General features: G+C 60.7%; 21 protein-coding genes and 1 pseudogene. 13 read left to right on the forward strand and 9 right to left on the reverse strand.

All coding sequences use genetic code 11. The features are described 5' to 3' along the window. Nucleotides 1–3: 3 nt before the first annotated feature. The 8 genes from ppsA (at nucleotide 4) to BKX96_RS23340 (ending at nucleotide 8,081) form a co-directional block, all read left to right on the forward strand. Entirely contained in the window at nucleotides 4–2,379 is a 2,376-nt protein-coding gene (gene ppsA / locus BKX96_RS23305; protein ID WP_046816183.1) for a phosphoenolpyruvate synthase, read from the forward strand. A gap of 94 nt (nucleotides 2,380–2,473) precedes the next feature. Then, nucleotides 2,474–3,463 (forward strand): alpha/beta fold hydrolase, encoded by a 990-nt coding sequence (locus BKX96_RS23310; protein WP_046816184.1) that lies wholly within the window; start codon nucleotides 2,474–2,476, stop codon nucleotides 3,461–3,463. Nucleotides 3,464–3,600: 137 nt separating this feature from the next. Next, nucleotides 3,601–4,092, forward strand: a complete 492-nt coding sequence (gene rraA, locus BKX96_RS23315) for a ribonuclease E activity regulator RraA (RefSeq protein WP_046816185.1) — start codon at nucleotides 3,601–3,603, stop codon at nucleotides 4,090–4,092. A gap of 34 nt (nucleotides 4,093–4,126) precedes the next feature. After that, nucleotides 4,127–5,122: a divalent cation transporter CmaX gene (gene cmaX / locus BKX96_RS23320; RefSeq protein ID WP_046816205.1), complete on the forward strand. Its 996-nt coding sequence runs from the start codon at nucleotides 4,127–4,129 to the stop codon at nucleotides 5,120–5,122. A 63-nt stretch (nucleotides 5,123–5,185) separates the two neighbouring features. After that, entirely contained in the window at nucleotides 5,186–5,434 is a 249-nt protein-coding gene (locus BKX96_RS23325; RefSeq protein WP_046816186.1) for a hypothetical protein, read from the forward strand. Between the two features lie 2 nt (nucleotides 5,435–5,436). Beyond that, complete coding sequence (locus BKX96_RS23330; protein ID WP_034147984.1) at nucleotides 5,437–6,261, forward strand: mechanosensitive ion channel family protein; 825 nt, start codon at nucleotides 5,437–5,439, stop codon at nucleotides 6,259–6,261. 90 nt (nucleotides 6,262–6,351) lie between these two features. After that, entirely contained in the window at nucleotides 6,352–6,942 is a 591-nt protein-coding gene (gene sigX / locus BKX96_RS23335) for an RNA polymerase sigma factor SigX (RefSeq protein ID WP_075949123.1), read from the forward strand. 107 nt (nucleotides 6,943–7,049) lie between these two features. Then, nucleotides 7,050–8,081 carry an OmpA family protein gene (locus BKX96_RS23340; protein WP_046816187.1) on the forward strand — a complete coding sequence of 344 codons (1,032 nt, stop codon included), beginning with the start codon at nucleotides 7,050–7,052 and terminating at the stop codon, nucleotides 8,079–8,081. 65 nt (nucleotides 8,082–8,146) lie between these two features. On the opposite strand, the gene cobA is transcribed toward BKX96_RS23340, so the two are convergent. From cobA to BKX96_RS23365, 5 genes are all read right to left on the reverse strand, one after another. Further along, nucleotides 8,147–8,911, reverse strand: a complete 765-nt coding sequence (gene cobA, locus BKX96_RS23345; RefSeq protein WP_046816188.1) for a uroporphyrinogen-III C-methyltransferase — start codon at nucleotides 8,909–8,911, stop codon at nucleotides 8,147–8,149. A 51-nt stretch (nucleotides 8,912–8,962) separates the two neighbouring features. Next, a complete protein-coding gene (locus BKX96_RS23350) occupies nucleotides 8,963–10,633 on the reverse strand; it encodes a bifunctional protein-serine/threonine kinase/phosphatase (RefSeq protein ID WP_077185573.1) in 1,671 nt (556 codons plus the stop codon). 7 nt (nucleotides 10,634–10,640) lie between these two features. Continuing rightward, the gene (locus BKX96_RS23355; protein ID WP_077185574.1) at nucleotides 10,641–11,852 is read right to left on the reverse strand and encodes a nitrate/nitrite transporter; all 1,212 of its coding nucleotides are present in this window, start codon (nucleotides 11,850–11,852) and stop codon (nucleotides 10,641–10,643) included. Nucleotides 11,853–12,123: 271 nt separating this feature from the next. After that, entirely contained in the window at nucleotides 12,124–12,699 is a 576-nt protein-coding gene (locus BKX96_RS23360) for an ANTAR domain-containing response regulator (protein WP_008056396.1), read from the reverse strand. A 15-nt stretch (nucleotides 12,700–12,714) separates the two neighbouring features. Next, on the reverse strand, nucleotides 12,715–13,926 hold the full coding sequence (locus tag BKX96_RS23365) for a CmpA/NrtA family ABC transporter substrate-binding protein (protein WP_046816191.1): 1,212 nt from the start codon (nucleotides 13,924–13,926) through the stop codon (nucleotides 12,715–12,717). 230 nt (nucleotides 13,927–14,156) lie between these two features. On the opposite strand from BKX96_RS23365, the gene BKX96_RS23370 reads away from it, so the two are divergent. Beyond that, nucleotides 14,157–15,176, forward strand: coding sequence for a quinone-dependent dihydroorotate dehydrogenase (locus BKX96_RS23370; RefSeq protein ID WP_077185604.1), 1,020 nt, complete (start codon nucleotides 14,157–14,159; stop codon nucleotides 15,174–15,176). Between the two features lie 191 nt (nucleotides 15,177–15,367). Here the strand turns inward: BKX96_RS23370 and rmf are convergent, their stop codons facing one another. After that, nucleotides 15,368–15,583, reverse strand: coding sequence for a ribosome modulation factor (rmf, locus tag BKX96_RS23375; RefSeq protein ID WP_003223300.1), 216 nt, complete (start codon nucleotides 15,581–15,583; stop codon nucleotides 15,368–15,370). A 529-nt stretch (nucleotides 15,584–16,112) separates the two neighbouring features. On the opposite strand from rmf, the gene rlmKL reads away from it, so the two are divergent. Beyond that, on the forward strand, nucleotides 16,113–18,383 hold the full coding sequence (rlmKL, locus tag BKX96_RS23385; RefSeq protein WP_046816192.1) for a bifunctional 23S rRNA (guanine(2069)-N(7))-methyltransferase RlmK/23S rRNA (guanine(2445)-N(2))-methyltransferase RlmL: 2,271 nt from the start codon (nucleotides 16,113–16,115) through the stop codon (nucleotides 18,381–18,383). A gap of 19 nt (nucleotides 18,384–18,402) precedes the next feature. Here rlmKL and BKX96_RS33285 read toward each other — a convergent pair. After that, nucleotides 18,403–18,483: pseudogene (locus tag BKX96_RS33285) on the reverse strand (outer membrane lipoprotein carrier protein LolA); the annotation flags it as partial. Nucleotides 18,484–18,589: 106 nt separating this feature from the next. Here BKX96_RS33285 and BKX96_RS23390 point away from each other — a divergent pair. Further along, nucleotides 18,590–20,989: a sensor domain-containing diguanylate cyclase gene (locus tag BKX96_RS23390; protein WP_046816193.1), complete on the forward strand. Its 2,400-nt coding sequence runs from the start codon at nucleotides 18,590–18,592 to the stop codon at nucleotides 20,987–20,989. A gap of 68 nt (nucleotides 20,990–21,057) precedes the next feature. On the opposite strand, the gene dacB is transcribed toward BKX96_RS23390, so the two are convergent. After that, nucleotides 21,058–22,518, reverse strand: a complete 1,461-nt coding sequence (gene dacB, locus BKX96_RS23395; protein ID WP_046816194.1) for a D-alanyl-D-alanine carboxypeptidase/D-alanyl-D-alanine endopeptidase — start codon at nucleotides 22,516–22,518, stop codon at nucleotides 21,058–21,060. Between the two features lie 233 nt (nucleotides 22,519–22,751). Here dacB and BKX96_RS23400 point away from each other — a divergent pair, with 233 nt between their 5' ends. Beyond that, complete coding sequence (locus BKX96_RS23400) at nucleotides 22,752–23,096, forward strand: YggL family protein (RefSeq protein WP_077185575.1); 345 nt, start codon at nucleotides 22,752–22,754, stop codon at nucleotides 23,094–23,096. 87 nt (nucleotides 23,097–23,183) lie between these two features. Here BKX96_RS23400 and BKX96_RS23405 read toward each other — a convergent pair whose 3' ends face one another. Further along, on the reverse strand, nucleotides 23,184–24,374 hold the full coding sequence (locus tag BKX96_RS23405; protein ID WP_077185576.1) for a benzoate/H(+) symporter BenE family transporter: 1,191 nt from the start codon (nucleotides 24,372–24,374) through the stop codon (nucleotides 23,184–23,186). Between the two features lie 355 nt (nucleotides 24,375–24,729). Between BKX96_RS23405 and BKX96_RS23410 the strand changes: the two genes are divergently transcribed. After that, a complete protein-coding gene (locus BKX96_RS23410) occupies nucleotides 24,730–25,494 on the forward strand; it encodes a GntR family transcriptional regulator (RefSeq protein WP_046816196.1) in 765 nt (254 codons plus the stop codon). Nucleotides 25,495–25,568: the final 74 nt, after the last annotated feature.

Genomic DNA, 25,568 nt, shown 5'->3' on the forward strand with positions numbered 1-25,568 from the left:
ACCTTGGTAGAGTACGTAGTTTCCCTCGACAAGCTCGGCAAAGACGACGTTGAGCACGTGGGGGGCAAGAACGCATCCCTGGGCGAGATGATCAGCAATCTTGCGGGTGCCGGTGTATCGGTGCCCGGTGGCTTCGCCACGACCGCTCAGGCATATCGTGATTTCCTCGAGCTGAGCGGCCTGAACCAGCAGATTCATGACGCCCTGGATGCCCTGGACGTCGACGACGTGAATGCCTTGGCCAAGACCGGTGCCCAGATCCGCCAATGGATCATGGAAGCCGAGTTCCCGGAAAAACTGAATGCCGAGATCCGTACCGCGTTCGCCACGCTGTCCGCCGGCAACCCTGACATGGCCGTGGCCGTGCGCTCTTCCGCTACTGCCGAAGACCTGCCGGATGCTTCCTTCGCCGGCCAGCAGGAAACCTTCCTGAACATCCGTGGTGTCGAAAACGTCATTCGCGCCGCCAAAGAGGTGTTCGCTTCCCTGTTCAACGACCGCGCCATTTCCTACCGCGTGCACCAGGGCTTCGACCACAAGCTGGTCGCCCTGTCGGCTGGCGTGCAGCGCATGGTCCGCTCCGAGACCGGCACTGCCGGCGTGATGTTCACCCTCGACACCGAGTCGGGCTTCCGTGACGTGGTGTTCATCACCGGCGCCTACGGCCTGGGTGAAACCGTCGTACAAGGCGCGGTGAACCCGGATGAGTTCTACGTCCACAAGGGAACCCTGGCTGCCGGTCGTCCGGCGATCCTGCGCCGCAACCTGGGCAGCAAGGCCATCAAGATGATCTACGGCGACGAGGCCAAGGCCGGTCGTTCGGTCAAGACCGTCGACGTCGACAAGGCCGATCGCGCGCGTTTCTGCCTGACCGACGCCGAAGTCAGCGAGCTGGCCAAGCAGGCGATGATCATCGAGAAGCACTACAAGTGCCCGATGGACATCGAATGGGCCAAGGACGGTGACGACGGCAAGCTGTACATCGTGCAGGCCCGTCCGGAAACCGTTAAGAGCCGTACCCAGGCCAACGTCATGGAACGTTACCTGTTGAAGGAAACCGGCACTGTGCTGGTTGAAGGCCGTGCCATTGGCCAGCGTATCGGCGCCGGCAAGGTTCGCATCATCAAGGACGTGTCCGAGATGGACAAGGTCCAGCCAGGCGACGTGTTGGTGTCGGACATGACCGACCCGGATTGGGAACCGGTCATGAAGCGCGCCAGCGCCATTGTCACCAACCGCGGTGGTCGTACCTGCCACGCGGCGATCATCGCTCGCGAGCTGGGCATCCCGGCCGTGGTCGGTTGCGGCAACGCCACCCAGCTGTTGAAAGACGGCCAGGGCGTGACCGTTTCCTGCGCTGAAGGCGACACCGGTTTCATCTTCGAAGGCGAACTGGGCTTCGACATCAAGAAGAACTCCGTGGACGCCATGCCGGACCTGCCGTTCAAGATCATGATGAACGTCGGCAACCCGGACCGCGCCTTCGACTTCGCGCAGTTGCCGAACGCCGGTGTGGGCCTGGCCCGCCTCGAGTTCATCATCAACCGCATGATCGGCGTGCACCCCAAGGCGCTGCTGAACTACGACGGCCTGCCGCAGGACATCAAGGAAAGCGTCGACAAGCGCATCGCCGGTTACAGCGATCCGGTCGACTTCTATGTCGACAAACTGGTCGAAGGCATCAGCACCCTGGCTGCAGCGTTCACGCCGAAAAAAGTCATCGTGCGCCTGTCGGACTTCAAGTCCAATGAATACGCCAACCTGATCGGCGGCAAGCTCTACGAGCCGGAAGAAGAGAACCCGATGCTGGGCTTCCGCGGTGCTTCGCGTTATATCAGCGAATCGTTCCGTGACTGCTTCGAACTCGAGTGCCGTGCCCTCAAGCGCGTGCGCAACGAGATGGGCCTGACCAACGTCGAAATCATGGTGCCGTTCGTCCGTACCCTGGGCGAAGCCAGCCAGGTGATCGATCTGCTGGCCGAAAACGGCCTGGCGCGTGGTGACAACGGCCTGCGCATCATCATGATGTGCGAACTGCCGTCCAACGCGATCCTGGCTGAAGAGTTCCTCGAGTTCTTCGACGGGTTCTCCATCGGCTCCAACGACCTGACCCAGCTCACCCTGGGCCTGGATCGTGACTCCGGAATCATCGCGCACCTGTTCGACGAGCGTAACCCGGCGGTCAAGAAGCTGCTGGCCAACGCCATTGCCGCCTGCAACAAGGCTGGCAAGTACATCGGCATCTGCGGCCAGGGCCCTTCGGACCACCCGGACCTGGCCAAGTGGCTGATGGAACAGGGCATCGAAAGCGTTTCGCTGAACCCTGATTCCGTACTCGAAACCTGGTTCTTCCTGGCGGAAGGTCAAGCGCAGGCTTGAGGGTGTGAACGGGCCGTTCCCCAGGGGGCGGCCTTTTTTGAGATTCAAGTAGGGCGGGCTCCTCTGGATGCCGCCCTTTTTTGTGCAAGAGATTATGCAAAGCAGCAGCAACCTGTTTCCTGTCGCTCTGATCAGCGCCGAGCGGCGCGGCGATCTGAGCGAAGATGTCTACCGGTTGAAACCCGGTAACAGCCCCGACGGCACCGTAGAAGTGGCGGTGACGCGCCTCGGCATGGCTGATGAGTCGGTATCCCGTGGCGTGCCGGTGATCCTGTTGCACGGCAGTTTTTCCAATCGACGTTTCTGGTTCTCCCCCAAGGGGCTGGGCCTGGGTGCCTATCTGGCGCGCCTGGGGTTCGATGTCTGGATCGCCGAAATGCGCGGTCACGGCCTGTCCCAGCGCAACCAGAACTATCGCAAGAACCGTGTTGCCGACTATGCGCGATACGATCTGCCGGCCATTGGTGCGTTCGTGCGCGAGCAAAGCGGCCAGGTCCCGCACTGGATCGGCCACTCGCTGGGCGGCATTACCCTGGCGGCCGCGCTGGGGGGCGAATACATTGGCGAGCCCGTGGTCGCTTCCGCGGCATTCTTTGGCACGCAAGTCAGCCGCACCTACTGGCCGCTGAAGTTTCCGCCGGTGGAATGGAGCGGTCGTTTCATCCTCAAGCGTTTTGCCCAGCTGTCCGGTTCACGGCTCAAGCGTGGCCCGGAGGACGAGCCGATCGGCCTGGCCCTGGAAAGCATGCGCTGGTACGGCCTGTTCGGGCGCTTTGGCGATGCTGACAAAGATTGGTGGGCGGGCTTGGCCGAGGTCAAGGTGCCGGTGCTGGCGGTGAGCGCCGTGGGCGATCATCAGGACCCGGCCTGGGCGTGCCGCAAGTTGTTCGATCAGCTGGGTTCCGAGCACAAGCAATTCATTAACCTTGGACGCGAGCAGGGTTTTGCCGATAATTTCGGCCATGTGGAAATGCTGGTCAGCAAAGCCGCCCAGGTTGAGGTCTGGCCCCTGGTGGCACGCTGGTTGACGGATCAACACACGCCGTTGCTCGGTGATCAAGCGGATCTGGCCACGGCGATCTAAGCTGGACGCTCTATCAAGGGCATTTCGCTCTGGTCGGCTTGCGGCTAAGATATGACGCATTGAGCTGTTCTGGTCATTTTCGATGACTGAGTCAGTAGTGATGTTCGTGCTTTCTTCCTCTTTACAGGAGTTTCTCGATGAACCATTACCTCACGCCTGACCTGTGCGACGCCTACCCGGAGTTAGTGCAGGTGCTGGAACCGATGTTCAGCAATTTCGGTGGCCGGGACTCCTTCGGCGGCGAAATCGTGACCATCAAGTGCTTCGAAGACAACTCGCTGGTAAAGGAGCAGGCCGAGCTCAAGGGTAATGGCAAAGTGCTGGTGGTCGACGGCGGTGGCTCCCTGCGCCGAGCGCTGCTGGGCGATATGATCGCCGAGAAAGCTGCAAAAAATGGTTGGGAAGGGCTGGTGATCTACGGTTGCATCCGTGACGTCGACGTCATCGCGCAAACCGACCTGGGGGTTCAGGCACTGGCCAGCCACCCGATGAAAACCGACAAGCGCGGGCTTGGCGACCTGAACGTTGCCGTGACCTTCGCCGGCGTGACCTTTCATCCAGGTCACTACATCTATGCGGATAACAATGGCGTGATCATCTCGCCCAGCCCGCTGAAAATGCCTGAGTAAGCTGTAGCCGACTTTTTTGAAGAATGGGATGCGGATGTTCGAGGAAGAAAACGCGCAGTGGGGGCTGGTACATGCCCTGGTGCTGGACGGAAAAGGCGGTGCGCGTTCGATAGCCCGGACAGAACTCGACGAATTGCAGCTGCAGGCTCACGAAAGCCTGTGGCTGCACTGGGATCGCAGTCACCCGCAAACCCAGACCTGGCTGCGCAAGTCCAGTGGCCTGAGTGAGTTCAGCTGCGACCTCCTGCTTGAAGAAAACACCCGTCCGCGCCTCCTGCAGCTTTCGGACAGCGAACTGCTGCTGTTTCTGCGTGGGGTAAACCTCAATCCAGGGGCCGAGCCTGAAGACATGGTCTCGGTGCGGATCTTCGGCTCCGCCCAGCGGGTGATATCCCTGCGGCTACGTCCGTTGCGCGCCACCGAAGAATTACTGGTGCAACTGGAGGAGGGCAAGGGGCCGAAAACTGCCTCCGAACTCATTCTCTACATGGCTCAGTACCTCACCAACAAGGTGCAGGATCTGGTCAGTTGCCTCTCGGAAGTGGTCGATGAGGAAGAAGAAAAGCTGGATTCCGACGAACGGTATACGCCCGAGCACGGGGCTGTTTTACAGATCCGTCGTCGGGCGGCTGCGTTGAAGCGTTTCCTCGCTCCGCAGCGGGATATCTTTGGTCAACTGACGCGGATCAAGCTGCCCTGGTTCGTCGAGGACGATGGCGATTACTGGAACGAATTGAACAACAGCCTGACCCGCTATCTGGAAGAGCTTGAGTTGACGCGGGAGCGCGTGGGGCTGGTCCTGGAGGCTGAAGACCGACGGTTGAGCGTGCGCATGAACCGCACGATGTATCGCTTCGGCATCATCACCGGGATTTTTTTGCCGATGAGTTTTCTGACCGGCCTTCTGGGGATCAACGTTGGAGGCATTCCTTTTTCACAAAGCCCCTACGGCTTCCTCGTCGCCTGCCTGCTGATGCTCTCGGTGGCGCTGGGGCAGTGGTGGTTATTCCGACGTTTGCGCTGGGTTTGAAAATGCGCCATGTGACCCGAGCAAATTTGATCGCGTCTTTCACAGACATCACGAGAGGTGCGTATGCACGATCCGTTTGAACAGTCTTTGCGCGACATGCTCAAGGCATCACCGTCCACCCGGGACGACGATGCGTGCCTGGGACGTGTCCTGAAAACCGCCAATCGCCAGGTGGGTGCCGGTGATTTGTTCAGCCTGCTGGGCCGCTGGTTGCCCGCCCTGATGATCGCCCTCAATAGCGGCTCGGCCCATGTCTCGCCGGTCTCCCGTCTTCGTAAACCTACCGCCCGCACTGCTGATAAGGCTGATTGAATATGGAACTTGATCTCTGGACACAGAGCCTCGTCACTGCAATGACTGCGTTATGGACCAAGATTGCGAACTTCATTCCGAACCTGTTCGGCGCACTGGTTGTGCTCCTGCTCGGTTTTGTCGTCGCCAAGTTGCTGGATACCCTGCTGTCCAAATTGCTCGCCAAACTGGGTCTGGATCGCCTGATGGGCGGTACCGGTTTGACCAAACTGTTGTCCCGCGCCGGGCTTCAAGTTCCCATTTCGACGCTGATAGGCAAGATCGTCTATTGGTTCGTTCTGCTTATTTTTCTGGTTTCTGCCGCAGAATCACTTGGACTTGAGCGAGTTTCAGCTACGCTGGACATGCTTGCGTTGTATTTGCCGAAAGTATTCGGCGCGGCGCTGGTACTGCTGGTGGGTGTCTTGCTGGCACAATTGGCCAACGGGCTGGTGCGCGGCGCGGCAGAAGGCGTAGGACTGGACTACGCTTCAGGGCTTGGGAGAATTGCCCAGGGCCTGGTGATCATCATCAGTATCTCGGTCGCGATCAGTCAGTTGGAGGTCAAGACTGACCTGCTCAACCATGTGATCGTGATCGTATTGATTACCGTTGGTCTGGCGGTTGCGCTGGCCATGGGATTGGGAAGCCGGGAAATTGCCGGTCAGATTCTTGCGGGAATCTATGTGCGTGAGTTGTACCAGGTTGGGCAACAAGTGCGAGTTGGAGAGGTCGAAGGGCAGATCGAAGAGATCGGCACGGTTAAAACCACATTGCTGACCGATGAGGGTGAGCTAGTCTCTCTCTCCAATCGGATCCTCCTCGAGCAGCATGTGAGTAGCCGCTAACCCGGCAAACCCTGCTAATGTATGCCGCCGTAAAATGCCGCCTGATGCTGGCTGCGGCGGACATTGACCTGACTGTCGGCACGACTTGTTTTGAATAAAGCCCAATCGCTATCCATGCGCTACGACCCCCGCGAGCTCTCTGATGAGGAGTTGGTCGCGCGCTCGCATACCGAGCTGTTTCACGTGACGCGCGCCTATGAAGAACTGATGCGGCGTTACCAACGAACATTATTTAACGTCTGTGCAAGGTATCTCGGGAACGATCGCGACGCTGACGATGTCTGTCAGGAGGTCATGTTGAAGGTGCTGTACGGCCTGAAGAACTTCGAGGGAAAATCGAAGTTCAAGACATGGCTATATAGCATCACGTACAACGAGTGCATTACGCAGTATCGAAAGGAACGGCGAAAGCGTCGCTTGATGGACGCATTGAGTCTTGACCCCCTCGAGGAAGCGTCCGAAGAAAAGGCGCCGAAACCCGAGGAGAAGGGTGGACTTGATCGCTGGTTAGTGTATGTGAACCCGATTGACCGGGAAATTCTGGTGCTACGATTTGTCGCAGAGCTAGAGTTTCAGGAGATCGCAGACATCATGCACATGGGCTTGAGCGCAACAAAAATGCGGTACAAACGCGCTCTAGATAAATTGCGTGAGAAATTTGCAGGCATTGCTGAAACTTAGTTCGGCGCAAATATCTCTTACGTGTAGGCAAGTTCTGATAGACTTGCCGCCGAGTTGTCCCCCGGTTTGCGGGACTGCTTCACAATCACCAGATGGGGATTTAACGGATGAAACTGAAAAACACCTTGGGCTTGGCCATTGGTTCTCTTATTGCCGCCACTTCCATCGGCGCTCTGGCACAGGGCCAAGGCGCAGTTGAAATCGAAGGCTACGCAAAGAAGCAGTATTTCGATAGCGACCGTAACTTCAAGAACGACGGCATCCTGCCGGGCGGTTCGATCGGTTACTTCCTGACTGACGACGTTGAACTGCGTCTGTCCTACGACGAAGTTCACAACGCCGTTACCGATGATGGCCAGAACGTGAAGGGCTCGAACGCAGCTCTGGACGGTCTGTACCACTTCAACAACCCAGGCGACATGGTTCGTCCGTACCTCTCCGGTGGTTTCTCCCACCAGAGCATCGACCAGAACGGTTCGAACGGTCGTAACCACTCCACCTTCGCCAACGTTGGCGGCGGTGCCAAGTTGTACTTCACCGAGAACTTCTACGCCCGTGCTGGCGTTGAAGCTCAATACAACATCGACCAGGGCAACACCGAGTGGGCTCCTAGCGTCGGTATCGGTGTGAACTTCGGTGGCGGCTCCAAACCAGCTCCTGCTCCAGTTCCAGCTCCAGAAGTCTGCTCCGACAGCGACAACGATGGCGTTTGCGACAACGTTGACAAGTGCCCGGACACCCCAGCCAACGTAACTGTTGACGCTGACGGCTGCCCAGCAGTTGCTGAAGTTGTTCGTGTTGAGCTGGACGTGAAGTTCGACTTCGACAAGTCGGTAGTCAAGCCTAACAGCTACGGCGACATCAAGAACCTGGCTGACTTCATGAAGCAGTACCCATCCACCAGCACCACTGTTGAAGGTCACACTGACTCCGTCGGTCCTGACGCTTACAACCAGAAACTGTCCGAGCGTCGTGCAAACGCCGTTAAGCAGGTTCTGACCAACCAGTACGGTGTTGAATCGTCCCGCGTTCAGTCTGTTGGCTACGGCGAATCCCGCCCAGTTGCCGACAACGCTACTGACGCTGGCCGTGCTGTAAACCGTCGCGTAGAAGCGCAGGTTGAAGCTCAAGCTAAGTAATTAGCTCGCAGCTACGAGAAAAGCCCGGCTTAGGCCGGGCTTTTCTTTGCCTGCGATTTGAGGGTTTACGCAGGACCCGTGTAGGAACTGCCGCAGGCTGCGATCTTTTGATCTTCTCGCCAGCTGCCCGCCGCCACCGCACCGATCACCAGAATGGCCGGGCTTTTCAGCTCAAAGGCGTAGGCATCTTCCTCCATGGCTGTCAGATCGCTCCTACATTCGCGCTGTTGCGGCATTGAAGCGTTTTCGATCATCGCCACCGGCGTGCCCGCGGCCATCCCGCCCGCCAACAGCTGCTCGCGGATTTCGCTGAGTTTGGCCACGCCCATGTAGATCACCAGGGTCGTACCGCCCTGGGCCAAAGCCTGCCAATTCAGGCTGCTGCCGTCCTGGGTATGGGCGGTGACCAGTGTCACGCCACGCGCTACACCGCGCAGGGTCAGCGGGATATCGCATTGCGTGGCACCCGCGAGCCCGGCAGTGATGCCATTGACCAGCTCCACTTCGACCCCGCGCTCACGCAGCCACTGCGCCTCTTCGCCACCACGCCCGAAAATGCACGGATCACCCCCTTTGAGCCGCACCACGCATTTGCCCTGGCGGGCGTAACGCAGCATCAGGCGATGGATGAACGCTTGGGGCGTGGAGCGGCAACCGCCGCGTTTGCCCACCGCTACGATCCGTGCATCCGGGCAGTGTTCGAGTATCACGCCATTGACCAGGTCATCGATCAGCACCACATCCGCTTCCTTCAATGCGCGCACGGCCTTGAGGGTCAGCAATTCAGGGTCACCAGGACCCGCACCCACCAGCCAGACTTTTGCGTTCATGGTGTTTTTCCTCACGAGATGACGGTGATAGGTTTTAAGAACAAAACAGGCTCAGCCATGGAACACCAGGAACAGCAACGCCAGGTTGGCCACCAGCGACAACAGGGCCAACGTGCGCCATACCTTCAGCGGTTCGCGTTCCAGTAGAGGCCTGGGCCTTACGCTTAAACTGTGTCGCTCCCCCTGCTCCAGCAGCCGCAACCATTCCTCTGCCGTTTCAAAGCGCTGGGCCGGGTCCGGGGCAACTGCGCGTTCCAGGCTTTGCGCCAGCCATTCCGGCAGGTCGGGGCGGTAGCGACTGGCACTGACCGGTACGCCGAACCGGGGGCGCTGAAAGGCTTCTATTTCACCGTAGGGATACTGCCCTGTGAGCAGAAAGTACAAAGTCACCCCAACCGCATACAGGTCTTGTTGCGGGGTCGGTGCGTCGCCGCGGAAGGCTTCCGGGGCGATGTAACTGGGAGTCCCGGGCAACACGCTGGGTTGATCTTCAGACAGGCCGGGGCAGTAGGCGAGGCCGAAATCCAGCAGGCGCAACTCGCCGTCGTCCCCTGACAGCAGGTTCTGCGGCTTGATATCGCGATGCAGGATCTGCCGTCGATGCAGCATGCCGACGGCCCGCAGCAGGCGTTCAGCGATGTCCTGCCATTGGGCCAGGGGCAGGGGGCCGATCTGTTCTTGCAGTTGCGCCAGGGTCGAGCCCGGATATTCACGCATCACGTAGTACAGATGTTGACGCTGGCTGGCCGCATGCACTTCAGGGAAGTGCCGCCCGGCCACGCGTTTGAGGAACCACTCTTCGGACAGCAATGCCTGCCCGGCCTGGTGATCGTCGTGCAAGTGCGCGGGCAGGGTTTTCAGCAGCCAGGGTTGCTGTTGGCTGTCGCGTACCCGGTAGAGCAAGGATTGCTGGCTCTGGCTGAGAATCCCTTCAATCTGCCAGCCTTCGAAAACCTGGCCCGGTTTCAGTGCCGGAGGCAGGGGCCATTGCTGCAGGTGAATCAAAGCATCGCCGATACTCGCTTCACCCAAGGCATCGACCCGCACCAGCAGTGCGCTGGCGTTATCCTGGCTGCCCGCCAGGTGCGCGGCGTTGACCAGGGTCTGCGCGGCGCTGTCGAGGTCCGGTTGATCGCGCAGGATCGCCGCAATGGCGGTGTCGCCCAGAACCGCCCAGACACCGTCGCTGAGCAGCACGAAGCTTTCATCAATGCGCAATTCACCATCGAGAAAATCCAGCACCAGGTGCTGATCCAGTCCCAGTGCACGCTTGAGGACATGCTGCATGCCCGGTTGGTCCCAGACGTGATCCTCGCTGACCCGTTGCAACTGTTCGGCGTGCCAGCGGTACACCCGGCAATCGCCGACATGGGCCAGGGTAAAGCGCCGGCCGCGCAGGACCAGGGCGCTGACGGTGGTCAGCAACGGCTGACCTGCACCGTTGGCCTGCAGCCAGCGGTTCTGCGCCAGCAGCAAGCGATCCAGGGCCTGGGCGACCCCCCAGGTTTCCGGAGTGGCGTAGTAGTCCAGCGCCAAAGCCTGCAAGGTCGAGCGAGCCGCCAGGCCACCGTCGGCGCACTGGCTGACGCCGTCGGCGATGGCGAACAGGTAGCCCTTGCTGGCCGCCAGCGCCGGGGCCGGCGTGACGAGTCGCAAGGCATCCTGATTCTCGTCGCGCGGACCGATGGCGCTGGCTTGGGCGAAACTCAGTTGCAGGCTCATGGCGGTGTCAGACCCGTGCAGCCGTTACGGCAGCCGAACCCCAGGTGGTCCTCCAGCGGCGTTTTACGCCATGCAGGCCGAACCAGGCGAGAACGCCCAGGCTGGCGAACAACCACAAAGCCATCTGGTAGCTGCCGGTGCTCTGCTTGATCGCGCCCATGCCGGCTGCCAAGGCAAATCCACCGATGCCGCCAGCCATGCCGATCAGCCCGGTCATGACGCCGATCTCACGACGGAAACGCTGTGGCACCAACTGGAACACTGCACCGTTACCTGCACCCAAACCAAGCATCGTGCACACGAACAGGGCCAGCGCGGCGTAGGAACTCGGCAAGTTGAAACCGACGGCAGCGATGCAGATGGCCGCCACGGTGTACATCGCCAGCAGGGTGCGAATGCCGCCGAAGCGATCGGCCAGGGCGCCGCCCAACGGACGCATCAGGCTGCCGCCGAACACACAGGCTGCCGTGTAGTAACCGGCGGTGACCGGGCTCAGGCCATACTGGTCGTTGAAGTAACCGGGCAGGGCGCTGGCCAGGCCGATGAAACCACCGAAGGTCACGCTGTAGAAAAACATGAACCACCAGCTGTCGCGGTCGCCCAAGGCCTTGAAGTAGTCGGCCATCGACTTGGCTTTCGGCCGCTCAGGCGCGTTTTTCGCCAGCCAGGCGAAGACGATCAGCGTCAGGATCAACGGGATCAGCGCGAAGCCGAACACGTTGCTCCAGCCAAAGGCGCCTGCCAGGACCGGTGCAATCAGCGCCGCCAGTACGGTGCCGGAATTACCGGCCCCGGCGATGCCCATGGCCTTGCCTTGATGCTGTGGCGGATACCACTGCGATGCCAAGGGCAGGGCGACAGCGAAGGACGCGCCGGCCATGCCGAGGAACAGCCCCAACAGCAAGGCTTGTTCGTAGCTGTGGATGCCGAGTTTCCAGGCACCGAACAGCGCGCAGATGACGATCACCTGACCGATCAGGCCGGCGGTCTTGGGTGACAGGCGATCAGCCAGCATTCCCATCACAAAGCGCAGTACTGCCCCGGCCAGAATTGGCGTGGCCACCACCAGCCCGCGTTGCTGGGTGGTCAGGTGCAGGTCGCCCGCAATCTGCACGGCCAGCGGGCCAAGCAGGTACCACACCATGAAGCTCAGGTCGAAATAGAGGAAGGCTGCGAACAGTGTCGGGGTATGGCCGGATTTCCAGAAGCTTGAATTCATCGCGCACCTCAGGTGGTAGGAGTCTCGAACGGGGGCCAAAACAAAAAAAACGCCGCCACCTGATTCGCCAAGGGGCAAATGAGGTGAGCGACGTCTTTGTCGTAGGTGGGGCAACCGCCGTTGGTTACCTGTAGGGATTACTAAGCCAGATCTGTGCCAACAGTTGAGACCGAGTTGCGGCCATTCGCGAGCAGGCTCGCTCCCACAGGGGAATGCCATTCATGTGGGAGCGAGCCTGCTCGCGAAAAGGCCTTCAAAGGCACCACGAAACTCACCCAAGCAATTCGCTCATGGCAATGATCTGCTCCGCCACCTGGATCAGCTTCTGCTGGCGGCTCATCGCCTGGCGACGCATGAGGGTGTAGGCCTCTTCTTCGTTGCAGTCCTTCATCTTCATCAGCAGCCCCTTGGCCAGTTCGATGCGCTTGCGCTCGGCCAGTTGCTGGTCGCGGGCGTGCAGTTGGGCGCGCAAGGCCTGGTCGCTTTCGAAGCGCGCCATGGCCACGTCAAGAATGGGTTGCAGGCGTTGCGCGTGGATGCCTTCGACGATGTAGGCGCTGACCCCGGACTTGATCGCCTGGCGCATCACATCGGGATCGTGTTCGTCGGTAAACATCACGATCGGCCGTGGCTGGTCGCGGCTGACCAGTACCACTTGCTCCATGACATCTCGGCTCGGTGACTCGGTATCGATCAGGATCACGTCCGGGCGCACCGTTTCGACGCGTTCGGGCAAGTCGATGGTCAGCCCGGATTCGTCGATGACCTCGAAACCGGCCTCGGTGAGGGCAGCCTTCAAGCGTCCGACTTTTTTTGCAGTGTCGTTGATCAGCAGGATACGCAGCATGTTCGCAGTCTCCTGTCAGCGGCTGGCGAGAAGTGGCGAGCTGTCGTTCAAGGCGTGCAGCTTGAAGCTGCGCGCATAACCGGCCGGGTCCAAACCGTCCCAGACCTTGCCGTCAATCAACTGGCTGCTGCGCATCTCATTGCGTGGGGCGGCGACACCGACGGCGCTGGCGGCTTCACGGTATAAGTCTAGTTGTTGCACCTGGCGGGCTACGGCAAGGTAATCGGGGTCGTCGCGCAGCAGGCCCCAGCGACGAAACTGGGTCATGAACCACATGCCATCGGACAGGTAGGGCAGGTTGATCGCGCCCTCTCCATGGAAGCGCAGCGCGTGCGCATCTTGCCATTGGTTGCCCAGGCCGTCGTCGTAGTTACCCAGCAGCCTCGGTTCAATGCACGCCAGCGGCGCATCGAGGTACTGCGGCGCGCTGAGCAATTGCGCGGTACTGCGGCGATTCTCGGTGCTGTCGTCAATGAAGCGGCTGGCTTCGAGGATGGCCATCACCAGCGCCCGGGCGGTGTTGGGGTATTGCTCGACGAAGGCGCGCGTACAGCCGAGGACTTTTTCCGGGTGATCGGGCCAGATGGACTGGGACGTGGCCATCGTAAACCCGAGGTTCTGCTTCACCGCACTGTCCGCCCAGGGCTCGCCGACGCAGAAGCCGTCGATGCGCCCGGCTTGCAGGTGCGCGACCATTTGCGGTGGCGGCACCACCACGCTGTCGACGTCGTGCAACGGATGAATGCCCTGGCTGGCCAGCCAGTAATAAAGCCACATGGCATGGGTGCCGGTCGGAAAGGTCTGGGCGAAGGTCAGTTTTGGGCGACTTTGGTGCACGTGACGGTCCAGTGCTTCAGGACTGGTCACGCCAGCGGCCTGCAAGCCGTGGGAGAGATTGATGCTCTGGCCGTTCTGGTTCAGGCCCATGAGCACCGCCATAGGGGTGGAGGCCACGCCGCCAATGCCCAGGTGTACCGCATAGATCAGGCCGTAGAGGCTGTGGGCGGCATCGAGTTCACCGCTGACCAGTTTGTCCCGCAGGTTGGCCCAGGACGATTGGCGCTTGAGGTTCAAGGTCAGTCCGTAGGGCTGGGCGAAGCCCTGGGTGGCGGCGACCACGACCGAAGCGCAGTCGCTCAGGGCCATGAAGCCGAGGTTGATTTCGGTCTTTTCCGGGGCATCGCTGCCATTGACCCAGGCCAGGGGGCCGGTTGAGGGTTCGTTCATCGATTTCGCACCTTCCAAAAAAAAACGTCGTCCCGGATCCCTTATGAGCAGGGCCGGCTGACGACGCCATTGTCCTGACACGCATTCCGCCGTTGGCCTGCGTGCTGATGCCTGTGCTGGTGCAAGGCATATGCCAGCGCCCGCTGATTTTGTCGCGCGCCTCGCTTGCGACCCCGATGCGCGGGTATAATCGCCGCCTCATTTCGCCGCCAATCGAGTCAAGCCCGCCCATGTACACCCTGGCCCGTCAGCTGTTGTTCAAACTTTCCCCGGAAACCTCTCACGATCTGTCCCTGGACTTGATCGGTGCGGGCGGACGCCTGGGGCTCAACGGTTTGCTGTGCAAGGCCCCGGCAAGACTGCCGGTGAATGTCATGGGCCTGGAGTTCCCGAACCCGGTGGGCCTGGCCGCCGGCCTGGACAAGAATGGCGCCGCCATCGACGGCTTTGCGCAACTGGGTTTTGGTTTTGTCGAAATCGGCACCATTACCCCGCGCCCGCAACCGGGCAATCCGAAGCCGCGCCTGTTCCGTCTGCCGGAGGCCGAGGCGATCATCAACCGCATGGGCTTCAACAACCTGGGCGTCGATCACCTGCTGGCCCGCGTGGCAGCGGCCAAGTACAAGGGCGTGCTGGGCATCAATATCGGCAAGAACTTCGACACCCCGGTCGAGCGCGCGGTCGACGACTACCTGATCTGCCTGGACAAGGTCTACGCCCATGCCAGCTATGTGACGGTCAACGTCAGCTCGCCCAATACCCCGGGCCTGCGCAGCCTGCAGTTCGGTGACTCGCTCAAGCAACTGCTGGCGGACCTCGCCACGCGTCGGGCCGAGCTGGCGCTGCGCCACGGCAGGCACGTGCCGCTGGCGATCAAGATTGCGCCGGACATGACCGACGAAGAAACCGCTCAGGTTGCACAGGCGTTGATCGAAACCGGAATGGACGCGGTCATCGCCACCAATACCACCCTGAGCCGCGTGGGCGTGGAAGGCATGGAGCATGGTGACGAGGCGGGTGGTCTGTCCGGTGCACCGGTGCGTGACAAGAGCACCCACACCGTGAAGGTTCTGGCTTCGGAGCTGGGTGGCCGCTTGCCGATCATCGCAGCGGGTGGCATCACCGAAGGCAAACACGCCGCCGAGAAGATCAACGCCGGTGCAAGCCTGGTGCAGATCTACTCCGGCTTTATCTACAAGGGCCCGGCGCTCATCCGCGAGTCGGTTGACGCCATCGCTGCCCTGCGCTGATCCCTGTAAGAGCCGGCTTGCCGGCGATGACGATCTCAAGGACGCCATCGCCAGCAAGCCGGGTCTCGAATTACAGGCATAAAAAAGGGCCCCTTTAAAGGAGCCCCTGGGCCGTAGCCCGCCGTCCGGATGGGACGTGCGTGGTTAATTCGCTACATAATCAGATTGTGTGTCGGAGTGTCTGCCCTGTGTTAGCCGACGGCGTGAAGTTCGTTGAGTCTGTGGATTCCCGCAGTGCCGGTCATACCGTCCCAGTTGTCGCCGCGTCCTTCTCGCCAGCCGTTAATCCAGGCTTGGCGTACCGACGGTAGAGTAAATGGGCAAAGCTCACGGGATTTACCACCAACGCCATATTGATATCCGCGCAAAAATGCTCTTTCCAACGGATCACGCTTAAGTCTTCTCATAGGGTGTTGCCCTCACTTGTTGACTGTATTTATCGCGTCGACCTCAATCGAGGTCTGGCAGAAAAAACTCTGCCGTTGGGGGCTCGTTGCCGGCGTGACGAGCCAAGGTGTTGACGTCATTGCGGCGCCAACCTGTGTTGAGTTCTAACCAATGCGTCACATCGAGGGAATGATCGTTTTGTCATAAGGACGTAACCGTTAAGGTGGTATGGCACTAAGTAACATGATGTTTGTGGCGTCTTTATTGATCAAACCCCGGTATGATCGGCCCTGCGTTGGATGATCAGGTTAATCCTTTGCTGAGAATGCCTCCCGTTGCCGGGACGGACTATTCGACGAAGGGTCGACTTATGTCATTTTGTTGCATCAACTTTTTTATCTGTCCTTGCATCTAAGCTCATTTAACCCGGGCAGCAAGGGTGGAACGGCACACCTTCGTGCCACGCGGGCGCTCTTCGAGAAAAGCGCCTGATTGAAAACCGGTCCGGCAATGCGTTGCCGGTCCACTCAGCAAAGGCTCCGAATTCTCATGTCCGATCGTTTCGAACTCTTCCTCACTTGCCCTAAAGGCCTTGAAGGCCTGCTCATCGAGGAAGCCGTCGGGCTTGGCCTTGAGGAAGCGCGTGAGCACACGTCTGCCGTGCGTGGCATGGCCACCATGGAAACCGCTTACCGTCTGTGCCTGTGGTCGCGCCTGGCCAACCGGGTACTGCTGGTACTCAAGCGTTTCCCGATGAAAGACGCCGAAGACCTGTACCACGGCGTGCTGGACATCGAGTGGCAAGACCATATGCTCAATGACGGCACCCTGGCCGTCGAATTCAGCGGTCACGGCTCAGGCATCGACAACACCCACTTCGGCGCCTTGAAGGTCAAGGACGCCATCGTCGACAAACTGCGCACCCCGCAGGGCGATCGTCCGTCCATCGACAAGCTCAACCCGGACCTGCGCATCCATCTGCGCCTGGATCGCGGTGAAGCGATCCTTTCGCTCGACCTGTCCGGCCATAGCCTGCACCAGCGCGGCTATCGCCTGCAGCAAGGTGCGGCACCGCTGAAGGAAAACCTGGCAGCGGCGATCCTGATCCGTTCCGGCTGGCCGCGTATTGCAGCGGAAGGTGGCGCCCTGGCTGACCCGATGTGCGGGGTGGGCACCTTTCTGGTCGAAGCGGCGATGATCGCTGCCGACATCGCGCCGAACCTGCGCCGCGAGCAATGGGGTTTCACCGCCTGGCTCGGCCATGTGCCGGCGTTGTGGAAAAAACTCCATGAAGAAGCCAGTGAACGTGCGGCGGCCGGCCTGGCCAAGCCACCGTTGTGGATTCGCGGTTACGAAGCCGATCCGCGCCTGATCCAGCCGGGTCGCAACAACGTCGAACGTGCCGGCCTGAGCGAGTGGATCAAGATCTATCAAGGCGAAGTCGCGACCTTCGAGCCGCGTCCGGACCAGAACCAGAAAGGCCTGGTGATCTGCAACCCACCGTACGGCGAGCGCCTGGGCGACGAGGCGAGCTTGCTCTACCTCTACCAGAACCTCGGTGAACGCCTGCGTCAGGCCTGCCTCAACTGGGAAGCCGCAGTGTTTACCGGCGCTCCGGACCTGGGCAAGCGCATGGGTATCCGCAGCCACAAACAGTATTCGTTCTGGAACGGCGCCTTGCCGTGCAAGCTGTTGCTGATCAAGGTGTTGCCGGATCAATTCGTCACCGGCGAACGGCGTACTCCGGAACAGCGTCAGGCCGAGCGTGAACAGGCGGCCTACGATCAGGCGCCGAGTGAGCCGCAAGAGCGCCAGTACAACAAGAACGGCAACCCGATCAAACCGACGCCGGCCCCGGCGCCAGTGATCGAGCAGCCACGCCTGAGCGAAGGCGGGCAGATGTTTGCCAACCGCCTGCAGAAAAACCTCAAGGCGCTGGGCAAGTGGGTCAAGCGTGAAGGCATCGACTGCTATCGCGTCTACGATGCCGACATGCCGGAATACTCCATGGCCATCGACCTGTACCACGACTGGGTCCACGTCCAGGAATACGCCGCACCGAAATCCATTGATCCGGAGAAGGCCTCGGCGCGCATGTTCGACGCCCTGGCGGCGATCCCCCAGGCCCTGAACGTCGACAAGAGCCGCGTGGTGGTCAAGCGCCGCGAGCGTCAGAGCGGTACTAAACAGTACGAACGCCAGGCAGCCCAAGGCAAGTTCGTCGAGGTCAACGAAGGCGGGGTGAAGCTGCTGGTCAACCTCACCGATTACCTCGATACCGGGTTGTTCCTCGACCACCGGCCGATGCGCATGCGTATCCAGAAAGAGGCCGAGGGCAAGCGTTTCCTCAATCTGTACTGCTACACCGCCACCGCCAGTGTCCATGCGGCCAAGGGCGGCGCGCGCAGTACCACCAGCGTCGACCTGTCGAAAACCTACCTGGACTGGGCGCGTCGCAACCTGTCGCTGAACGGTTTCTCCGACAAGAACCGCCTGGAGCAGAGTGATGTGATGGTTTGGCTGGAAGCCTGTCGTGAAGAGTACGACCTGATTTTCATCGACCCGCCGACCTTCTCCAACTCCAAGCGCATGGAAGGGATCTTCGACGTGCAACGTGACCAGGTGCAACTGATCGACCTGGCCATGGCGCGCCTGGCACCGGGCGGGGTGTTGTACTTCTCCAACAACTTCCGCAAGTTCGAGCTCGAGCCCAACCTGAGCGAGCGCTACGCGATCGAAGAGATCACCGCCCAGACCATCGATGCGGACTTTTCCCGTAACGCCAAGATCCATCGCGCGTGGAAAATCACTGCTCGCTGAATGATCCACGGGTCTGGCCCACTGTAGGAGCGAGCTTGCTCGCGATGAACCTGAGAGCGCCGCGGGGCGTCAGGTTTTCAGCGTTATCGTTGACGACCATCGCGAGCAGGCTCGCTCCTACGGTACTGGTCAAATTAGTGGCTAATAGCTATAACTCAACTCATGGCCAATGGGCTTTCCCGCACATGGCGTTCTGAGTTGCGTCTATGTCGTTGCACGCCGTGCGCCCCAAGATCCTGGGTTTTTTCAGAGAAGATGTCTCGGCCGGGCTGATCGCGCTCATGGTCTTGCTCGTCGGCGGGATTCTCACGGCGATGCTCGCCTGGTCGACGCTTAACCTGTTTCACCATCAATTGCGGCAACGCTTCCAGTTGCTGGCCAGCGAACGCTACAGCCGTATCGAAGAACGTTTCCAGGATCAGGAGCAGCGCCTCGATGGCCTGCGTCGGTTCTTTGCCAACTCCGATGCGGTCTCCCGCGCGGAATTCGACGGCTACACCCAACCCCTGTTGCACCGGACCCAGGCGTACTCGTTCGCCGAACGGGTCACCCGAGACCAGCGGCCAGCGTTCGAGCGTCGGGCGCGCGAGGAGGGCCTGGATGAGTTCACTCTGCGCGAACTGAGTGCCGATGGGCAGCTGCGATTGGCCGGTGAGCGGGATGAGTACGTGGCGGTGCTGTACAGCCAGACTCAAAGCAACCTCGGCGCGCCGCTGGGCTATGACTTGCTGGCCCAGCCGTTGCGCCGCGCCGCGCTGGAGCGGGCCGATCAACGCCGGGGCATGGCCGTGTCGCAACCGATGCACCTGGTCAATATCGAGCCGGCTTATGCGCGAGGCGTACTCTTGGTGGCCCCGGTCATGCTGCGCAGTGGCGCCGCCGACGCCACGAGCAAACCGTTCGGTTATGTGATGGCGGTGATCAGCATGCGTCAGTTGCTGGCGGACGGGTTGCCGGAGGCGGGGCGTGATTATCTCTCGGTGCGCATTCTCGACCTGTCCGTCGATGAGCAGCATGAGGTGCTGTTTCAGTCGCCCAACCCGGCGGCGGCCAGCGACTTGTCTGCGACGCGCCTGTTACGCCTGGCCGATCACGATTATCAGGTCGACATCCAGCCCAGCGAGGCTTTCCTCAAGGCCAATCACTCTTCAGTGACCACGCTGGTCGTGCTCGGAGGCCTGCTCAGCGTGTTGCTCAGCGCCTTGCTCTATGTACTGGTCAGTCAGCGGCAACGGGCGCTGAAAATGGTCGAGCAAAGGACCGAGGAACTGCGCGCCCGCGAGCAGGAGCTGCGCGGCACCCATGGCCAGTTGCGCGGGGTGCTGGATGCCGCGACCCAGGTTGCCATCATCGCCACGGACCTGCGCGGGGTTATCAGCACCTTCAATGCCGGCGCTGAACAGATGCTCGGTTATACCGTCGCCGAAGTGGTAGGGCGTATGACCCTGGAAAACCTGCACTTGCCCCGGGAGCTCGCGATACGCTCGGCAGAACTGAGCGCGCGTTACGGCAAGCCGGTACCGACTTGCCATGCGATGCTGGTCGAGGGGCGTGTGGAGGGCGGCCATGAGGGGCGGGAGTGGACGCTGGTGCGGTGCGATGGCAGGCATCTGATCGTCAACATGCTGGCGACTCCTGTCTTCGATGAGCAGGGCCTGTGGGTTGGGCACCTGGCGATCTGCATCGACATCACCGAACGCAAGCGTGTGCATGAGGCCCTGGCTGCACGGGACCTGTTGCTGAAGAAGCTCAGTGCCCATGTGCCCGGAGGGATCTACCAGTTCAAGATGGAGTTCGACGGGCGTTTCAGCGTGATCTACGCCAGCGACGGCATCCGCGAGATCTATGAGCTGGAGCCCGATGTGTTGCTGCTCAACGCCGAAGCGATCTTCACGCGGATTCATCCTCAGGATACTACGCGCGTGCGTGCCTCTATCCGGGCCTCGGCCGAAACCCTCAGCCATTGGCGCGAGGAATACCGCGTGCAATTGCCCCAGCGCGGTCTGCGCTGGGTCCGCGGTGAGGCGACCCCGGAAGAACTGCCTGGCGGTGGCGTACTCTGGCATGGCTATATCTCGGACATTACCGACACCAAGCGCGTGGAAGAAGAACTGCGCGCGCTGTCGGTCACCGACTCCCTGACCGGTATTCACAACCGCCGGTATTTCCAGGAGCGCCTGACCACCGAGATGGCCCGGGTGGAACGGGGTGGTGGCGACCTGTCGGTGATCATGCTCGACATCGACCACTTCAAGCGCATCAACGACCAGTACGGCCATGCCGTGGGTGATCGGGTGTTGCAGGCCGTGTGCGAACGCGTTGGCCATCGGCTGCGGCGCACGGATGTGTTCTGCCGCCTGGGCGGTGAGGAGTTCATGGTCCTTTGCCCGGACATCGGTGGCGAGCAGGCTCATCTGCTGGCGCTGGAGCTGTGGCAAAGCCTGCGCAGCGCGCCGATCGATGAAGTGGGTGTCGTTACAGCCAGTTTCGGTATTGCCAGCTGGCGCGATGGCGAGGGCGCTGATGCGCTGTTGTTGCGGGCGGACTCGGGGGTATATGTGGCGAAGCAGGAGGGGCGGGATCGGGTGCAGGGGGAGATGAACTGATCCGGCCCACACACGATCTGTAGGAGCCCGCAAGCCGGCTCCTACAAAGATCGTTTTGTGTACGCCTGTTACAACACCGAAGCGGTCTGCGCCAGTTTCGGCTGGCGATACAGGTCCAGCAGCACCTGGTCGAGCACCGACGATGCACCAAACGGTGCCTTGTCGTTGAGGATCGCTACCACCGCCCAGGTGTTGCCGTTGACGTCGCGACTGAAACCGGCAATTGCCCGCACGGTGTTCAGGGTGCCGGTCTTGACGTGGGCTTCACCGCGCATGGCGGTAGTCTTCAGGCGTTTGCGCATGGTGCCGTCGGTGCCGGCGATCGGCATCGAGCTGATGTACTCGGCGGCGTAAGGGCTGCGCCAGGCGGCTTGCAGCATCGAAGCCATTTCCCGGGCACTGACGCGTTCGGCACGGGACAGGCCGGAGCCGTTCTCCATCACCAGGTGTGGCGCGGTGATGCCTTTCTTCGCCAGCCACTGACGCACCACGCGCTGGGCGGCCTTGGCGTCGTCGGCGTCGGCATCGGTGCGGTACTTCTGGCCCAGGCTCAGGAACAGTTGCTGGGCCATGGTGTTGTTACTGTATTTGTTGATGTCGCGGATGATTTCCGCCAGGTCCGGCGAGAACGCCCGCGCCAGCACCTTGGCGTCCTTTGGCGTTGGCGCCAGCACATCCCTGCCCTGGATACTGCCGCCCAGTTCTTTCCAGATCGCGCGCACGGCGCCGGCGGTGTAGGTGGCATGGTCCAGCAACGACAGGTAAGTCTGCGAGCTGCAGCCTTCGCCCAACTGGCCGCCGACCGTCACGGTCACACTGCCATCGGCCTGGGGTACCGGGTTGTAGCGCACGCCGCCGGTGCATTGCTTGGAATTGATGGCCTTGACCTGGTTGTCGATGCGGATGCTGGCGATTGGCGGTTCCACCGAGACCAGCACTTTGCCCGAGTCATTGCGCGCGACGAAGCGCAGGGCCTTGAGGTTGACCAGCAGCGCATCGGGCTTGACCAGGAACGGCTTGTTCTCGTCGTTGCCGTCGTCGTTGAATTCAGGCAGTTGCGGCGGCACGAAGAAATTCTTGTCCAGCACCAGGTCACCGGTGACCTGGGTCACGCCGTTGGCGCGCAGGTCGCGCATCAGCAGCCAGAGTTTTTCCATGTTCAGCTTCGGATCGCCGCCGCCCTTGAGGTAGAGGTTGCCGTTGAGGATGCCGCCGTTGAGGGTGCCATCGGTATAGAACTCGGTTTTCCACTGGTGATTGGGGCCGAGCATTTCCAGGGCCGCATAGGTGGTGACCAGCTTCATGGTCGACGCCGGGTTGACCGAGACGTCGGCGTTGAAAATGGTCGGGGTGCCGGGGCCGTTGAGCGGAATCATCACCAGCGACAGGGCGTTGTCCTGCAACTTGCTGGCCTTGAGGGCTTTTTCGACATTGGGCGACAGGCTGGTATTGATCGGGTCAGCGGAAACGGGGAGGGCCAGGGGGAAAAGCAGGCCGGCCAGGAGCAATGGACGCAACGATTTGATCATGTAGATAAAACCCTACAGCCGAGGGGAAAAAAAGATGAGGGCATGAAGATAAATTCCCTCAGTGGTCATGAAAGTGTCGGCATTATGCCCCAAGGTGCCACGGCTTGTGCCGTGCACGGGCCCACTAATGGGCTATTTTTTACCGACGGTAGGCGTCGCGGCCCAGAGAGTCGGGCAATTGGCGGCTTAAACTGCTAAAGTGCGGCCCGTTATTACTTAAGAGGATTGTTCCAATGGCGACTAACCGCTCCCAGCGTCTGCGCAAAAAACTGTGCGTTGATGAATTTCAAGAGCTGGGTTTCGAACTGAACCTGGATTTCAAGGAAAATCTGTCCGAAGAAGCCATTGATGCCTTCCTCGAGGCGTTCCTCAAAGAAGCCATGGAAGCCAACGGTCTGGGCTATGTCGGCGGTGATGACTACGGTCTGGTTTGCCTGATCAAGCGTGGCTCGGTCAGCGCAGAACAACGCGCCGCCGTTGAAGCCTGGCTCAAAGGCCGCACCGAGCTGACCAGCGTTGAAGTCAGCCCGCTGCTGGACGTCTGGTACCCGGAAAAGCCGATCAATCCGGTAGCATGATGTTCTGAAAAAAACGGCGACCCGAGGGTCGCCGTTTTTTTGCCCGCTTTTTGTAGGAGTTGGCTTGCCAGCGAAGCTTTGCCGGCCTCAAGCCTTGCGCCAATTCAGAATTACCAGCGTCACCACCCCCGCGACAATCCCCCAGAACGCCGAACCGATGGAAAACAGCGTCAGCCCCGATGCCGTGACCATGAAGGTGATCAGCGCCGCTTCACGCTCCTTCGCTTCGCTCATGGCGATGCTCAGGCCGTTGATGATCGAGCCGAACAACGCCAGGGCGGCAATCGACAGCACCAGTTCCTTGGGCAGTGCGGCAAACAAGGCTGCCAGCGTCGCGCCGAACACACCGGCAATGCCATAGAAAATCCCGCACCAGACCGCCGCCGTATAACGTTTGTTGCGATCCTCATGGGCATGTGGCCCGGTACAGATCGCCGCGCTGATAGCCGCCAGGTTGATCCCGTGGGAACCGAAGGGCGCCAGCAACAACGAGGCGATGCCCGTGGTGGTGATCAATGGCGAGGCCGGCACGTTGTAGCCGTCGGCGCGGAGTACGGCAATGCCCGGCATGTTTTGTGAAGTCATCGCGACCACGAACAACGGGATGCCGATGCTGATGGTTGCGGCGAGGGAGAAATGCGGCGTAGTCCAGACAGGGGTGGCCACTTCCAGGTGGAACGCGCTGAAGTCCAGCAGCCCCATCAAGCCGGACAAGGCCGTGCCGATCAGCAAGGCGCCCAGTACGGCATAACGCGGCGACAGGCGCTTGACCACCAGGTAGGTCAAGAACATGCCCAGCACCAGCGCAGTGCGATGCTGGGCCGCAACGAAAATCTCGCTGCCGATCTTGAACAGGATCCCCGCCAGCAATGCCGCCGCCAGGGACGCCGGAATATTTTTCACCAGGCGTTCGAAACTGCCGGTCAACCCGCAAATCGTCACCAATACTGCGCAGGTAATATAGGCGCCGATGGCTTCGCCGTAGGTCACGCCCCCCAGGCTGGTGATCAGCAAGGCCGCGCCCGGGGTGGACCAGGCAATGGTGATGGGGGTGCGATAGCGCAGGGACAGGCCAATCGAGCACACCGCCATGCCGATGGAAATGGCCCATATCCACGACGAAATCTGCCCGCTGGACAGACCTGCCGCTTGCCCGGCCTGGAACATCAGCACCAGGGAACTGGTGTACCCGGTCATCATGGCGATGAACCCGGCGACGATGGCTGAGGGTGATGTGTCGGCCAATGGGCGCAGTTGGGTATGCGTGGCGTCGTTCATGACGGTGGTGTTCCTTTTACGTATGAAGATGTCCGCTGTAACACTGGACCCCTGTGGGAGCGGGCTTGCTCGCGAATGCGGTGTTTCAGCTACATTAATGTCTGCTGACACACCCTCTTCGCGAGCAAGCCCGCTCCCACAGGGATTGCGTACAAAGGCGGATTCTGCGAACAAGCCTAAACTCAAACGTAATGGATCGTTGCGATACAGCGGATGTGACAAACAGCCGTACAGTCGTGTTGCCACTAACCATTGTGTACAATCGCAGTGATTTTTACGCGATACTTGCCAGCGACCCACTGTGCCGTATTACAGTCACCGTCAATTCGCCGCAGTTCTCCCGACTCGAGTGCCCATGAACGAACAGTTGCAACCCCTAAAGAAACAGCCGCGAGCAGGCAAAGCCGGCCGCAGCGGAACCCAGGACGATATTGTCTACGCGCATATCTTCGAGGCCATCCTCGAACAGCGCCTGGCGCCCGGCACCAAGTTGAGCGAAGAAGCGCTGGGGGAGATTTTCGGGGTCAGCCGCACCATCATTCGCCGCGCGCTGTCGCGCCTGGCCCATGAAAGCGTGGTGTTGCTGCGCCCGAATCGCGGCGCCGTGGTTGCCAGCCCGAGCGTCGAAGAGGCGCGCCAGGTGTTCATGGCCCGGCGTCTGGTGGAACGGGCGATCACCGAGCTTGCGGTCGAGCACGCCACTGCCGAACAAATTGCCGAGTTGCGGCAGATGGTCAACGACGAGCGCGACAGTTTTTCCCGTGGGGACCGTGGCGCCGGCATCCGCCTGTCGGGCGAATTTCACCTGAAACTGGCCGAAGCGGCGAAAAATGCCCCGCTGATCAGCTTCCAGCGCAGCCTGGTGTCCCAGACTTCGCTGATCATTGCCCAGTACGAAAGCGGCAACCGTTCCCACTGCTCCTACGACGAGCACACCCAGTTGATCGACGCCATTGAAAAGCGCGACGCGGAACTGGCGGTGAACCTGATGATGCATCACATGGATCACATCGACAGCAAACTCAACCTGGATGAGGAAAGTGCGTCGGATGATCTGCACGCGGTGTTCTCGCATTTGCTGCAGACCAAGAAGCCAGGGCGGTCGCCGGCGAAAATCTGATGGACCGCACCGCCTGATTCGCGAGCAAGCCCGCTCCCACAGGGGGGTTGTGAACGGCACACATCAAATGTGCG

The sequence above is a fragment of the Pseudomonas putida genome (assembly GCF_001976065.1).
Classification (GTDB): domain Bacteria; phylum Pseudomonadota; class Gammaproteobacteria; order Pseudomonadales; family Pseudomonadaceae; genus Aquipseudomonas; species Aquipseudomonas serbica.